This window comes from Bradyrhizobium sp. CCBAU 51745, assembly GCF_028128715.1.
GTDB classification, from domain to species: Bacteria; Pseudomonadota; Alphaproteobacteria; order Rhizobiales; family Xanthobacteraceae; genus Bradyrhizobium; species Bradyrhizobium manausense.
This window is the reverse complement of the sequence record NZ_LBJP01000092.1, coordinates 43756-57874: the sequence shown is the minus strand read 5'-3', so window position 1 is coordinate 57874 and position 14119 is coordinate 43756. Positions and strand designations below refer to the sequence as shown.

At 58.4% G+C, this 14119-nt stretch carries 16 protein-coding genes; 5 read left to right on the top strand and 11 right to left on the bottom strand.

Features of this window, described 5'->3' with window-relative positions:
- Position 1: 1 nt before the first annotated feature.
- Positions 2-1069, bottom strand: a complete 1068-nt coding sequence (locus XH98_RS34865) for a S8 family serine peptidase (protein ID WP_271598049.1) — start codon at positions 1067-1069, stop codon at positions 2-4.
- A gap of 239 nt (positions 1070-1308) precedes the next feature.
- Between XH98_RS34865 and XH98_RS34860 the strand changes: the two genes are divergently transcribed.
- Positions 1309-2703: a trypsin-like peptidase domain-containing protein gene (locus tag XH98_RS34860; protein ID WP_271598050.1), complete on the top strand. Its 1395-nt coding sequence runs from the start codon at positions 1309-1311 to the stop codon at positions 2701-2703.
- On the opposite strand, the gene XH98_RS34855 is transcribed toward XH98_RS34860, so the two are convergent.
- The 3 genes from XH98_RS34855 to XH98_RS34845 form a co-directional block, all read right to left on the bottom strand.
- Positions 2688-3296 carry a hypothetical protein gene (locus XH98_RS34855; protein ID WP_271598051.1) on the bottom strand — a complete coding sequence of 203 codons (609 nt, stop codon included), beginning with the start codon at positions 3294-3296 and terminating at the stop codon, positions 2688-2690. The genes XH98_RS34860 and XH98_RS34855 overlap by 16 nt on opposite strands.
- 112 nt (positions 3297-3408) lie before the next feature.
- The gene (locus tag XH98_RS34850; RefSeq protein ID WP_271598052.1) at positions 3409-4125 is read right to left on the bottom strand and encodes a hypothetical protein; all 717 of its coding nucleotides are present in this window, start codon (positions 4123-4125) and stop codon (positions 3409-3411) included.
- Between the two features lie 82 nt (positions 4126-4207).
- Positions 4208-4942 (bottom strand): hypothetical protein, encoded by a 735-nt coding sequence (locus XH98_RS34845; protein WP_271621256.1) that lies wholly within the window; start codon positions 4940-4942, stop codon positions 4208-4210.
- Positions 4943-5150: 208 nt separating this feature from the next.
- On the opposite strand from XH98_RS34845, the gene XH98_RS34840 reads away from it, so the two are divergent.
- The 4 genes from XH98_RS34840 (at position 5151) to XH98_RS34825 (ending at position 8721) form a co-directional block, all read left to right on the top strand.
- Complete coding sequence (locus XH98_RS34840) at positions 5151-5582, top strand: hypothetical protein (protein WP_271598054.1); 432 nt, start codon at positions 5151-5153, stop codon at positions 5580-5582.
- A 586-nt stretch (positions 5583-6168) separates the two neighbouring features.
- Entirely contained in the window at positions 6169-6372 is a 204-nt protein-coding gene (locus tag XH98_RS34835; protein ID WP_271598055.1) for a hypothetical protein, read from the top strand.
- A gap of 11 nt (positions 6373-6383) precedes the next feature.
- Complete coding sequence (locus tag XH98_RS34830; protein ID WP_271598056.1) at positions 6384-6665, top strand: hypothetical protein; 282 nt, start codon at positions 6384-6386, stop codon at positions 6663-6665.
- A gap of 82 nt (positions 6666-6747) precedes the next feature.
- Positions 6748-8721, top strand: a complete 1974-nt coding sequence (locus XH98_RS34825) for an AAA family ATPase (protein WP_442868669.1) — start codon at positions 6748-6750, stop codon at positions 8719-8721.
- Between the two features lie 249 nt (positions 8722-8970).
- Here the strand turns inward: XH98_RS34825 and XH98_RS34820 are convergent, their stop codons facing one another.
- From XH98_RS34820 to XH98_RS34785, 7 genes are all read right to left on the bottom strand, one after another.
- On the bottom strand, positions 8971-9585 hold the full coding sequence (locus XH98_RS34820) for a hypothetical protein (RefSeq protein ID WP_271621255.1): 615 nt from the start codon (positions 9583-9585) through the stop codon (positions 8971-8973).
- Complete coding sequence (locus tag XH98_RS34815; protein ID WP_271621254.1) at positions 9528-10946, bottom strand: hypothetical protein; 1419 nt, start codon at positions 10944-10946, stop codon at positions 9528-9530. Before XH98_RS34815 ends, XH98_RS34820 begins: the two co-directional genes overlap by 58 nt.
- A gap of 597 nt (positions 10947-11543) precedes the next feature.
- A complete protein-coding gene (locus tag XH98_RS34805; protein WP_271598061.1) occupies positions 11544-11747 on the bottom strand; it encodes a cold-shock protein in 204 nt (67 codons plus the stop codon).
- 631 nt (positions 11748-12378) lie between these two features.
- Positions 12379-12714: a P27 family phage terminase small subunit gene (locus tag XH98_RS34800; protein ID WP_271598062.1), complete on the bottom strand. Its 336-nt coding sequence runs from the start codon at positions 12712-12714 to the stop codon at positions 12379-12381.
- 120 nt (positions 12715-12834) lie between these two features.
- The gene (locus tag XH98_RS34795; protein WP_271598063.1) at positions 12835-13041 is read right to left on the bottom strand and encodes a hypothetical protein; all 207 of its coding nucleotides are present in this window, start codon (positions 13039-13041) and stop codon (positions 12835-12837) included.
- Positions 13042-13047: 6 nt separating this feature from the next.
- The gene (locus XH98_RS34790) at positions 13048-13269 is read right to left on the bottom strand and encodes a hypothetical protein (RefSeq protein WP_271598064.1); all 222 of its coding nucleotides are present in this window, start codon (positions 13267-13269) and stop codon (positions 13048-13050) included.
- Positions 13266-13781 (bottom strand): HK97 family phage prohead protease, encoded by a 516-nt coding sequence (locus XH98_RS34785; RefSeq protein WP_271621253.1) that lies wholly within the window; start codon positions 13779-13781, stop codon positions 13266-13268. Before XH98_RS34785 ends, XH98_RS34790 begins: the two co-directional genes overlap by 4 nt.
- Positions 13782-14119 lie beyond the last annotated feature (338 nt).

Below are 14119 nucleotides of genomic sequence, written 5' to 3'. Positions count from 1 at the left end.
TTCAGGGCGGTGGTAGCACGCCCGGCGCGCGAGGCATTCCACTACCGACGTCGGACCACTGACACGTCGCGAATTCCTTGAAGTGGTCTTCGGCGCTCCTGACCATCATCATTTGGACGCGCTCCGCCGTCGCCTTCGGCCCACCAGAACGCGCGAATTGCCAATATAAAGCCGCAAGGCCGGCAATATGTGGACAGGCCATACTGGTTCCGCTCAAGACAGCCAATTCCTCGTTGATGCCCGCGGAGATCACGTCAACGCCAGGGCCTACCAAGGTGGGCTCCGTATTCGAGAACCGTGCGACCGCGAGAGCCGCGTTGACAGCGCCGACGGCGACCACGCTATCGGCCGCCGATGGACTGGCTTTTCCCACCACGAAGGTGGGACGGCCGCTTTCGTTCCCTGTGGCCGCGACGATGAGCGGATCGGCCCCCTCCTTCTCCTTCCTTCTCGCCCTCAACTCATTCATCCAGGCGTCAAATATCCGTATGTTGTCGCGAAACGCATTCAGCGCCATCGAGGTAGCCGCGTCCGGATGCGTGCTCGCGGCGTCCAAGGACGCCCGATATCCGACGAAATCGAAGCCAAGCGACATCGAAATGACGTCGGCCCGTATCGTATAAGCGGCCCAGTTTAGAGCGTCGAGCAAGGCAGCGGCACCGCGCGTTCCGCCGATCGCCTTGGCGACGAACAACCGTTCGATGTTCGGCGCGACGCCGATCCGAACCCCATCTACGATACCGCCGCAGATCGTTCCCGCACAATGCGTTCCGTGGCCGTCGTCATCGAAGGCGACCCCTTCGCCGAAGTTGCCCCCCGGCTTCGAGGTGAAATCGGCTTCATCTATGGCGCCCTTCAATTGGGCAAACGCCGGATGATCTCGCTTTATTCCCGTGTCGATGATCGCGACCTTCACGCCTTTGCCATTGTAGCGTTTCGGGTCCACGCCCAAAGAAATCAGGCCCCACGCGGCGCCAGCGGCCTTGGAACCGCGTAGTATCGCGTCTGCCATCTTGGCTTCGACCTCGATCGGCTTGATCAGGGACACGGGCATCGGCCCAGCAGCCATTCCGATCTCTTTCGGGTTCGGAAGCGCGTCTCGGGTTGGCGCGTGCTCGAGAGCTACCCGATTCGAGACTTCGGGCGGTGCCGCAGTGGATGCAGTCTTCGCGTAGGGCGCCGCACCTCTTCGATCGCTGAGGGCAGGCTGAACGCGTCTAACAACCAGCCATTCCTTCATCGTCGTTATTGTCCTATATATCAACCAGGGGTCGTGGGCGCATATTACCCGAAATCATGTTTTAGAAAATGGACACGATTAAAATCGACAGAGCAATGGGAATCATCGAGGTCAAGCGCCGCGATCCTATCGATCCGAAGTCGTTTGAGCATTGCGGCATGGGAATCCTGATATCGCCCCGCGTGGCTATCACCTGTGCGCACGTGGTCAACGCGGCGGTCCCTCGGATGGTCGAAGTGGCGGAGGCTCCAGACGAGCATACGCGCATCACCGTTCTTTTTCCGATGGTGGAAGGGCAGCAGACACGTCAGTGCCGCGTCACGAAATGGCGGAAAATGGGAAAGAGCCCCCTCGACGACATCGCCATCTTGGAGTTGGACCAGCCGGCCCCTACCGCGGCTGGCGTCAACGTGCTCGCCGAGATCGTGCAGCAGCGCGACGAAACTGGGGATCTAAGCCTGTTCGGCGTCCGTGGCGATCGGGAGCTCGGCGAGCATGTGTCGGCGAGGTTGCTCGGACAATCCAGTCCGGCCTGGCGACAGATCGTGTCCGACCACGAAGAGGGCATAGAGCCCGGATTCAGCGGTGCCGGCGTATGGGACGAGACACACCAAGCCACGATCGGCATGGCGGTACGCGGCTACGATAGCAAGGTGGCTTTCTTTCTGCCAGCCAAGGCGCTTATCCGTTTCGCTGAAGATATACCGTACGAGCGGCGAGACTTGTCAGCGGTCTTTTCCCGCAACTTCACAGTTCTAGGTACGGCGTTCTTCTTCGCAGCTCTCTTTCATCTCCTCGCGGACCGCATCAGAGAGTTTCCAAAATTTTTATCCCTCGGACTGGGCAACGAGATCTTGGCCGCCTTCTGGGGATTACATCTCATCGTGGTGTTCATGCCCTTCCTACTACGGATGCTTCTTTCGTTCGCGAAGGCATACCGCGAACATCCTTGGTGGATGCGGATTCCGCAGTTCGGCTACCTAGGTGATCCTGCCCGACCGGCCGCCAGCCGCTTCGCGGCGATCGCCACGCTGGTCCTCCTCGTCGCAGGCCCGCTCTATCTAAGCGGCCATTTCATGCGTCGACTGCACAGCAACGAGATGAAGGTATATATCGACGCCAAAGCGTTCGGATACGATCCCTCGAAGCTCGTAGCCGCGGGCCAGAGTTGCGGACCCGGGCTTTCGGCGGGGTACTGTACACACCCGTGCGCGACTCTTTATTCATTGGTTCCGCCGGCGGAGCCAGGAAAGAGCGGTTACGTCAACAACTACTATCAAATCGGCGGTCTCGATCGGCACGTTCCGGAATCGGTAACTTTCTATCCTATCGTTCAACCGATCGCCCTGTGGGTGCTGACGGCGGCCTGCTTTATCCTTTCGGCTCTGCTCGTTTGGCGCGTCGCGAAGCCGGCGCGCAGACTGCTCGACGCGCCGGCGCCAAACGACTATTTGCTGCAGTAGACCTTGATCTGCTTGGCGGCCGCATCGCGAAGCTTGTCCTTTAGATTGGCGATCTGAATTCCGGTCTGATTCTCGAACTTTCCCGCCGAAACATCCGCATCGAGAGCCTCGCAAGTGTCGCGATTCGCCGACACGCTCGCAGTCAAGTCATCCTCAAGGTCGGCCGAGATCAAGGCCTGGTCGGATGTGGCGCACCGGACGTGTACCGTGATGGTGGCGGCGACGACCGGACCCGTCTCGCACAGAGAGAACGAGCGCAATTCGAGCGCCTTTGTCTTGTCAATGCCGAACGGGCCTTTTTTCAAGCCCGCACATGCGTCGTCGCGATGATCCGCGACTGCCTTTTCCGCGGCCTTTTTGGCGATCCGCGTGAGAGCAGTATTGCAGTTCTCCTCCGTCTGCGCCGTCGCCGGCGACCCCAAAAGGGTGGCGACGATGATCGTTAGGATCCTTGGCCACCCCGTGCTTCGAGGACCAGCCTCGAAGGCAATCGCGACGGCCCGGGAAAATACACAATAAGTCATTGGTCGCCAACAGCTGATCGGTCTTGAAATCGTCCACCACGAACGCTTTGCCAGCTGCTCTGCAAACAAGATTGTTCTGCTTGCAGTAAACCGGCCCCTCGATCTTGGATACGCTCCACGCGGTCGCTCTCATGATCTCCGCGGCGCCGGTGTAGTCGGCGCGGAATTCCGGGCTAAAACATCACCATGGCGCTTTCTTGCCGCCCTGAGTCACGCCTGGCGTACCGAGATTCGCGGCCGAGATTTGGTATGCGATTTGGGTGATATTATACGCGTCCAGCGCCATGCACTGGACTAGCCAGGTGCTGAACGTATCCGGGCCGTTGGCCGCTGAGTTGCCGCAAAACCAACCGTTCGTTAGCACCGCGTTCCAATCCGCGACCGTAAGATTCGTGAGCGGCGCCAGGCGGCCTGTTGCGTCCGACCCGTCAATCTTCATCGCAGCGATATTGGCGCGCGCGGTGTCTGCGTTCCCGATGCCGGAGAGATTGCCGGCCTTCGACAAATAGTTCGACAAGTTGACAGACCCGGCCGAAGCTGCGGCCGCTGCCGCGCTTGCAGCAGCGTTCGTAGCGCTCGTACCTGCGGCGCTTGCGCTCCCGCTCGCTGCCGCCGCTGCGGCCTGCGCAACAGCAATCGCCGCTGCCACGGCGTCACCATTCGTCGGATCGAACGTGAGCTGAAGCGACTTCGACAAGCTATCGTAAGTGACAACATTGTTCTTCAGCGCGCCATCTGATCGCCGGACATCTTCGATCGCTGCCGCGTGACCGGTGATCGCTTCCGAGATGTTGGCGAACTCCGCGTCAATCTTCGTCGCTGGCAGCGGCGTAGCCGGGTTGCTCGCCTGAAAGCCGCTGAAGTTATAACCAGGTGTGTAATCGGTTGGGTCTGCCACTGCGGCATTCAAGCGTAAGGGTCGATGGTTTCCCCGTAAGTCAGGAGCGGCGAAGCAACGGCCGAAAAGCGCTCGCGCGGCGCTATCGGCCACGGTTGACCGCCTCTCCTGGCGTTTCGAGCAACTGTCGCAATACCGCGTCACCAATCGGCGTCTCGGCGGCTCTGGTTGTCAGGCCACGCATCTGCTCAACGCTGTCGGGCGCGAGGAACATGTCCGCGAGTCGCCCGGTACCGCGACCCAGCCAAGCCCGCCGCATGCGGTCGCGCACACCAGTCGAGATCGACAGGCCGCCCGACTTCACCGCGGCCGCTGCCTCGGCGCTAAGCGGCGCCATCTCCAAATCGTGGGTGATCTGTTGGTTGAACGCCGTCGCGCTGCCCTGCGGCTTGCGCATGCCGGTCGCGCGCAGCACGTCTACGAGATCCTGCATGGACGACGGCGGTGGTCCGCCTGGCTGCCAGGGCCCGACACGAAGCGCGTCGATAACGGCGTTCAGGTTCGTCTCAGTCTGCGGCGTGCCAGCAACCTCTTTCGCGAAACGAGCTCCCCCGTATTGATTCTCTCCGCCCACAAGGCGGCCAGCGCTCGTGTCGTACTGATCAGCCAGGCGCTGGCGCACCAAGGCTCCGCCGAGCCCCGGGTCCTGGCGCTCGATACGGGTGATCGCGTCGACGATCTCGCCCTCGCCACCCGACAAGGGCTTCGCCGGCAACACGGCGTTCGCCGCCGCCCGCGTATCGGTGGTCGCAGCAAGGCGGCCTAGCGGCCCTTGCTCGAGCGGCTGAAGATTCTGGCGCCTGGCCTGCTCCTGCAAAGCCCCTACCCGCCCGGAAGCTATCGGACGCTGATGCGGCAGCGCTGAAAGCCAATTCGGAGGGGTGATCACCCCCTACCTTGAGGGTGCTTCGGCTCGGCTGTGCATATTTTTCCCGGGTTGTGGATACATACGCGCGCAAGCTATTGATCTCGCGCGCTGGTTGTTGTTTGATATGCCTACTTTTTAGGCTTGGGGGCTGTTTCACATGCGTAAAATTGCGATTGCGGCGCTTTGCGTCGCCTTAGGCGGCTGTGCCGCCGCGCCGAAAATGGGATGGGTCCGCGTCGACGGTCAGTCCTCCCGCGACAACCCGGTTCTGCAAACCCAGTTCGAAGTGGACAGGACTGCCTGTCTCGGCGAGCGCAACAAGGCGGCCCTGTCAGGCGTGACTGTTGCAGGCGGCGGACTGGCGGCCGCTATGGCTGCTCAAGATCGGTCCAATGCTGCTGATACAGTCGCTCAAGGATGCATGGCGGAGAAGGGTTATTTGCTCGTCCGAGAGGAAGAAGCCGATGCAAAGCGCGCCGAGTTGGCGAGGGTCGCCGAGCTGAAAAAGCAACAGGAGGCTGCGGCTGCCGCGCCTGCTCCGAAGCAAAAGAAGCCGACATCTAAACCCACAATCGCGCCGGGTACGTGAATGAAATCTATTAGATCCGTCGCAATCATACTTACATTCGGCGTTCTGACCTCTCCTTGCGACGTGCAGGCTCGCGAATTTGGCGGCTACGAGTGCTCCGATGATTGTTCGGGTCATACCGCTGGGTATCGGTGGGCGGAAGCGCACAATGTAACTTCCGACTCGGGTTGTCCGCTGCGAGGCAACGCAATCTCTTTCTACGAGGGGTGCTTAGCGTATGTCGAGGATCCCAATCGGGGAGCCGACGAAGACGACGACGGCGACGATATCGATTGATGAGGTCGAGCCCGGCATTTGCTTCGCGTGGGTCGAGGCCCGGCCAATCTTCAAAATAAACGCGTGAGCTACTGAGACCAAGGAGGAAGAAGATGAAGGCGCTGATGATCGTTGCGGGGCTGCTGGTGACATTTAGCTGCAGTGAGGCGTTGGCTCGTGGCGGCGGTCGCGTTAGTTACGGCGGCGGACATCACACGAGCAGCCACGGTGGAAGCTTTGCTGGGGGCTCTGGTTCGTCTCACCGTGGCGGGACGTACGTGAATTCGAACACCGGCAATCGGTACGGCACCCACCAATAGGAGCGCGTGAAATGGCAAAGTCGACTCGAAATACCGGCAAGCAGTGGACGCCAGGCGAAGTGAGCCAGCTCAAACAACTCGTGAAAGGCAATACGCCAACGCGAGTGATCGGTCTGAAGCTGGGCCGGACCGAGAACGCGATCTATAATAAAGCATCAGAGGAAGGTATTTCGCTAGCTCCGACCAACCAGCGACCCTACGGCACAAAGAAGTAGGACTGCGCGCGATGGGGCTGTTTTCGCGCAAGGAGCAGTGGGAACGCACATTCCGACTCAAAAGTCACCATGGCATCGCAAGGGGCTTCCTTGTCGTGCTTTTTTGGTTCTGGGGTGGTGTCGGCCTGCTGTTCAACGCGGGAACGCTATTCGGTCTCACCGGCAGCATCGGCGTCGGGACGTCCGCCTATCTGACAGCAACGTGCCTTGTATGGATCGGCGGCATGGTGCTGTTCGGCATCGGCGCCTACTCGCTCACACGGATTTTGATGGTGAACGGCCGATGCCGCTAGGCGCCGGCGACGTCAGGATCACGGAATAACGCAGCCCTTCCTCTGTCACTGAAAACTGCAACAACCGAAGAAACGGTGGAATATGCGACTGAAATCATTCCGAGTAAGGGAATTCCAGAGTGTTCGAGATTCCGGTGTGATCGAGGTCGATGATATCGCCTGTCTCGTTGGAAAAAACGAGGCCGGGAAGAGCGCACTACTGAAAGCGCTGTATCGATTGAATCCGGTCGTACCCGCTGAAGGAAAATTTAGCGTAACCATCGATTACCCGCGCATGGACGTCGAGGACTACCGCCACGCGGTTGAGGCGAACAAGCGCGATAAAGCAATGCCCATCTGGGCGCAGTACACGTTAGAGGAAAACGAAGTTGCCGACATCGAGGACATGTTCGGTCCTGATTGTCTCGTCGCGAAAACGATGTCGCTGTATAAGCACTATGACGATGATAGATGTTTCACATTGGAGGTAAACCAAGACAAGGCGCTCCAATACCTATTTGCAAATGCGGATCTTCCGGAGCCTACCCGCGGCGCCATTGCCGCAGCCGGATCAAAGCCTGCAGATATTCTGACCGCATTGAATGGTCAGGAACAAACAACCGAAACGAAGCGGCTGGCTGGCATAATCGCGCCAATCGCAAAGGATAGCCTTCGGAAGTTTATTTACAATCACTTCCTCGTTAAGGTTGTGCCTAAGTTTCTGTACTTCGACGAGTACTACCAATTGTCTGGACATGAAAATATCCAGGCCCTGATCGATCGATCTAACTCGGAGACCTTGAAGCCCTCCGACCACCCAATGCTTGGCTTGATCAGGCTTGCTCGGCTCAGCCTCAAGGAGATGGTCGAGGCGAAAAGCACGATCGATCTCAAGGGGAAGCTTGAGGGTGCGAGCAATTATCTATCGAAGCAAATATTAAAATATTGGTCTCAGAACAAACATCTCCGCATGACGTTTGACGTCCGACCTGGTCTGCCTGAAGATCCGCCGGGCATGCAGTCCGGCACTAACATATGGGGTGGCGTCTTCGACAGCCGACACCTAGTAACAACCGAACTCGGCAGCAGATCAAGAGGATTCGTTTGGTTCTTCTCGTTCCTGGCATGGTATTCCGACGTAAAGCGCAATGATGATAGGGTCATCCTGTTGCTCGATGAGCCAGGATTGACGCTTCACGCAAAAGCACAGGAAGATTTGCTTCGCTATTTTGAGACGGAATTAAAGGGCGAGCACCAGCTAGTTTACTCCACACATTCACCGTTCATGATTGACCCACGTCATTTCGAGCGCGTCCGCATTGTCCAAGATCTCAGCATCGAGAAGGACGGCGATTCAGATGGTGAAAAATCCGCAGCAGGAACCACCGTCCTACCCGACGTCTTCGCTGCGAGCGACGACAGCCTATTCCCTTTGCAGGGCGCACTTGGTTACGAAATTCACCAGACCTTATTCGTCGGCCCATATTCCATTGTCGTCGAAGGTGCGGCAGACCTCCTCTTCATGCAAGCAATTTCGGGCATACTGGAAGCGTCTGGACGAACAGGGCTCGATCCGAGATGGACGATAACGCCTGTCGGCGGCGCGTCCAAAGTACCGACGTTCGTTGCCCTGCTCGGGGCCCAGCGCGGAATGAATATAGTCACTCTGCTGGATACCCAGAAGGCAGATGAAGCATCGATCGAAGCGATTTACAAAGAAAAGCTACTGAAGAAGTCCAACGTTCTGACGTTCGCTGACTTCCTTGAAGGCGCATCTGAGGCTGACATCGAGGACATGTTTGGACTCGATTTCTATTTGCAACTGGTAAACGCCGAGTTTGCGAAGCAGTTGGACACTCCGATAAAGCCAACGGCTATAAAATCGAAGCACCCCCGCGTCCTAAGGCGACTCGAGGATCATTTCGAAAATCATCCACTAAAGAGCGGCAAGTTCGGTCATTTCAGACCTGCCCGTTACTTTGCGGAACATGCGTCGTCTCTAGTCAAGTCGATACCGAAGGAAGCACTTGATCGGTTTGAGAAGGCCTTCATCGCGATTAACAAGCTTATTGATTGAACTCCAGCATCGCCTATCCAGCATGATGGTGTGGACCCTGCGGACCACACCGCCACCCGCCCCTCCACACGTACTACGCTGCCCCTCACCCCAACACCCGTCTCGCCTTCGCATCTTTCACCGCAGCCACAACGCGCATTGGCAATTCCGCGTTCTGCCGCGTCATCGCAGCCTTAATCAATGCAATCGTCTTCTCGCTAGCGTCGCCCTGGATAACGACCGACCCACCGTGAACAGTGACACCTCCACCTAGCGCTTACCTCCTACCCCACCACCGCGCAGAACATCATTAGGAATGATCTGAGCGCCCCGCGGGACGTTCATAATCTCTGGGCCGTTTTCGCCGACCAGGGACAGACCGCCCGGCGCAGAATCAGTACCGGACGCGAATTGCCCAACGAGCGGGGCACCACCAACCGACGTCGGGCCGACAGCGCCAGCAATAGAGCCGTTCGCGTTGATGCCGCCACCGCCGATGCCAAGCAGGCCGAGGAGCCCGCCTCCACCTGAGCCGCCGAACGCCGACGACCAGAGATTATCCGCAGCCATCTGCGCCAGCTTGTCAGCAATTTTGCCCAGCGCGTTAAGCCCGGCCTCCTTGAGCGCGTCCATTGCGGACGCGCCGTTGCGGATCTTGGTCTCGAAGTCTACCAAGAATCCGCTGTTTATCTGCTGCCCGAGGTTGGCAAGCTCTTTGATAGTGGCGTTGAAGCGGAGGCCAGCGGCCTCGCTGCTGGCCAGAGCAGCTGGGATATCGTTCCCATAAATGCCCCTCAGTTGTTGGGCAATTGCCAAATCCTGCGGCGTCAGAAATGCAGACTTGGCGCCGAATTGGATATCAGACGCAACTTTGGCCTTTGCCAATGCATCAGCGGCAAGACCTGCGTCCTGCGCGAGGTCTTGAATTTGGTCCACAGCTTTTCGGTGATTGGAATGTCGGCCAACTGCGCAGCGTTCAGAAGCTGCGCTTCCGCCTTGGCTTCCTCTGTCGCGGCAGCGCCCTTGCCCTGCGTTTCCGCTAATGCGTTGGTCGTGACGACATATTTGTTTAGGGATTCCGTGACGCGATCGTATGCGTCAGCCGCCTCTTCGCCATCCTTGCGCTTAGGTAGTTTGGCTGCGTTCGGGTCCGCGTTATTAGCAGATGCAGGGCGTGCTGCAGGCGTCGGTACGCCCCGGGGGAATTCTACCTTGGACTGCTGCTCAGCAGCCGCCTTCAGCATGTCCCGAGCGAGGTGCGCCTTAGCGCGGCTAAGTTCTAGGCCGGCCGCGATTTGCATATTCTCTGGCTTGCCAGAGGCCTGCAAATTCTCAATCGCGCGGGTAACCTGGTCAACGTCCTGAGGCAGACCGCGCAAGTCCTTCTGCAGGATGTCCGCCGCATCGGCCCACCTGTTGAATGTTTCCTGCCCGCTGCCAGTTTGAATGTTCTGTGAGGCAAGCGCGGTCTTCACCAGTTCGTTGGCTTTTTCGATAAGACCGTCCAGCCAGCCAGCAATGTCCGCTGCTGTCGATTTAAATTGTGCAGCGAGTTGGGCCGATGACTGCTTCCACGCGCGATCAAACTCGGCGGCCTTGGCAACAGTGGCGCCGTCAATCACGGCGCCTGCAGCGTTCGCGCCCTGTGCGATATCCTCAAAGGACTTGCTGCCATTGCGAAGCGCTTCAACCGAGCTCTCAGACAGGCCAAGCATCTGCGCGGCTTTTGTCTTTTCTGGAATTGAGTCGAATTTATTGATCAGACCGCCAGCTATCGTAAGAAGCTGATTTAGAGTAATGACCTGACCGTTGCGGTCCTTGTACTTGATGTTGTTGGCATCAAGCAGCCGCGTCAGAGAGTTTTCGTTCTCCTTGGCGTCCGCCAAAAGGCTGGCGACCTTACGCAAATCGGCGACAGACTCCTCCGATGAAACACCGCCCTGCCCGGCAGCGAACTGAATCTGCTGGAAGCGCTCGGTGGTTAGTCCCGTATATTCCGCATTCTTCTGCAGATCGGCCAGTCGGCCGTTAACTTCTGTCAACGCGGCAAGAAGTCCGCCTACCAATCCAGTCACGCCAGCGGCAGCAGTGCCAAGAGACGCGAACCCACCCAGTCCAGGATTGAGGCTCGCAAACGATTGCTCAATGCGCGCGATCGCACTATCTGCGATATCGCCGGCCTGATTCATGTCGCTTTGGAATTGGTCCAGCTTTGCGCCGAGTTGTACTACGAGGTCGTTGCTCAATTTAGTTCCTTAGTAATACGGGGTGGTTGCGCACACCGCGCCGTGTGCTAAAGCGCGCTCCTATCAATGAAGGAGCGCCAAGTTGGCCAGGAACAAAAACGTAGTTCGCCGCGAGTGGACGAAGGACGATATCAAAACTCTGAAGGCACACTCTAAAGCGCGGACGCCGGTCGCGAAGATTGCGAAGGAGACGAAGCGTACTGTTGGCGCGCTGCGTCAGAAAGCACTGCACCTGGGAATTGGTCTGGGGCATCAGCGATGACCGCGCCAGAATTTAATATTGGCTGACACGAAACTGACGCGATCTGGTGCAGACTATTGGTCGTGCAGCTAAGGCCTGGGGAACTCATCGCCCAGCGCGTGAGGTTGAGGGCTCGTCATAGCCAGCCCCCGGCGGGCCCTCCCTCTCTTCCGTCAATAACACTGACGTACGGAAACACTTTCCAGAGTGTGACATTATCGACATTGCACCCCGGCAGCGTCGCGTTAGGCTAGTTCTGCCGGGGCTGGATTCCATATTTCACTTACAAATTTTAACCCGGCAGGCCGCAGTGGTTCGCCGCTGCGGCCATTTTGTTGAAAAGCGCGTTGGGTGCGTCACCCGATCCGCAGATTCTCAGCGGAGTCCTTGCCACGATTATTCACGACATCGAAGCTGACCTTGGCTCCCTCTGCGAGCGAGCTGAAACCAGCCTTCTCAACCGCCGAGATATGCACGAACACATCCTTGCCGCCGTTGTCCGGGGCAATAAATCCATAACCCTTGGTCGGGTTGAACCATTTCACAGTACCAATAGCCACTTTGAATTCTCCGTTTTCAAACCAAAAGCTAGGATGCGCGGTCGCTCCTAGTGGCGCGCCAACGCCCATGGCTTCAACAAGCTATAGCCGGGCGGCATGGTCGTCCAGCCTGCAGGCAAGCATCGGCTCGAAGCAACTGCGCCCGCAGTTCGACCACAACTTCCACCGGCTTCGGGTCACATCCGATCAACGATCGTGGCTCCTGATCCAACGGACTGGCCGCGAACTTGCTGCGCCCAAGCGCTGCGGCGAGCTCAGTCCTGTCGGCATTGGTCGGCCCTTTGTGCGCGCGCCTGAATAGCTCAACCGCCTCGGGGGTGATGTGCACGCGATGACGGCGCCTGTCCCGCCGCGATCTTATCGGCATGGCGGCTCTCCGAACTGTTCGAATCCCCAACAAATGTACCTGGATCCATTCGGATGTTCGGCGTGCCAGCGTGCCATGATCTCGGCACCGAACCGCTGCCAAGCGTCGTCGCGCCGCCTCTCGGTCGGGGTGTCCGTGCTCGTCTAGTTCGCAGATGCCGTCTAGGTCCCCCGTGCACGGCCAGCCCAGTTCGAGCGCCCATTCCCAATCGTCCATGGTACCGGCAGCCTGCTTGCGCCTATCTCTCCGCTTGCGGACCGGCATTTATCGTCGGCTCCCGTAATCTGGCGTACGGGGCATGCGGGGCGCCTCCGGAGCGCTGGCGCCGTCAAGCCCAAGCTCCCTGACCAGACGGGCAAACCCTATGCGACTATCCCGCTCGATAGCGACTTCCGGGCGCGGCTTGGTTCCAAAACGGTCGATGAAGGTCAGGCCATCGGCCTCAATGATTTCACGGGCCTGGACTCCACGGTCCCACGCCTCGCACGCTAGCGTGAGGAGCCTGACATGGTGCTCGTCCAAATCGAAATCGGCTAGCACGCTGCGAAACCATTTTGCGGTGGTCTGTCGCAGGTGCCGAGGTGGTTTAGGGGTGGTCATATGCAGGTCATCCAAATTTTTGATTCAACCGGGCTAAAATGCGCGTTCGAGGAGGCCGCCGGTCTTTTCCGCTGAAGGTGTGAGAGATCGGACCCAGCCCTCCCACCCGGGGGCCTCCCCTTAGCCCGCACTCACGGTCAGCACGCCGCTGTTAGCCCACAATGCGCCAACCACATGCGGATCCGCGGTGGGCAGAGCTGACACAATCAACTTGCCGGCCGCACTCACGGAGAAGGTCACGCCGTTGAAATTGATAGAACCGCCGAGATCGACGGTAAGCCTATCGCCGCCAACCTCATGATCAACTTTTGTCGTGTAGCTGCCCATAGTGCCTCACCAAACCCGCAGAACATCAGTTACGCCGCCGTCGTCACTCACGACAAACTCAGCACGATCTCCACCGTGCAATTGGAACGGACCTTTCCACTCAAGGTGACGCCGCTCGGCAGCGAGGTCGCTTGCATAAATCTGCACGGTCCTGCCATCGTCCAATACGGCGATGCCGCGGCGCCTGTGGCGATCCCAGCTATGTATCAGGCCATTGATCGTTGTCATTTCAGGATACCTCTTGCACGCCGCTTTTCTCGAATTCGTTGGAGTGCAGCAGCGTTGTTGGTGACTGCGATGGATCGAAACTTCATCTCCATCTCAGCCCGCCGCGCAGCTAACGACTTCGGCAGTGATGCCGCCCGATCGGGAGGCGGAGGCGATACGCAGTTGGCGCTCGTATCTTGGTACGCAGGCCACGTCACAAGCGACAATTCTCTAATCTCGGCTTTCGTGATCACGCGCAGTGGCATCTCCTCATCTGCCCACGACCAATTCTCTTCATCAGGCCAAAAGCCTATCGAGACTTGATGCACCAAACCTGACCGTACTGACGCGATTGCCTCCTGCCCAAGTGGAGACGTCGGATCGGGAAAAAGCGTGTATCGCAATCCGGTCGTATCAGCTTTAACCCGAAGCGTTCTGTTGCTCACTCGACCGAGCGGTCGGTCGTCCTGGTGGCTCCAGAGTGCAACAACGTCGGGACTGGCGGCAAGGAAAGCGTCGAAAGTCTGAAGCATCGAATCTCTCAAGAAAAAGTCCCCCGATATTCGCGGTGTCCGACCATCGAATGGCGTACCCAGAGATTATTCCAGCATCACTCATTCCTTACTCACCGCGCTTCTTTTGGCGCTCTTTGAGCATTCGCGTTGCGATCTCCACTGCGGATTCATCAGTCGTGCAGCGTCTTTCTCGCCGACCAACTTCACTCGCCGCGAGACGGACCCGCGCTTGCTTTCATCTCCGGAATAGACGTTGGTCTTAGACATAGCCCGCCTCCTTCCATTCGCGCAGATAGCGCGTAAGATGTCCGTCTTGACGATCTCCACAGAACGTCGGCTGCAGCGGCACAAGCGAA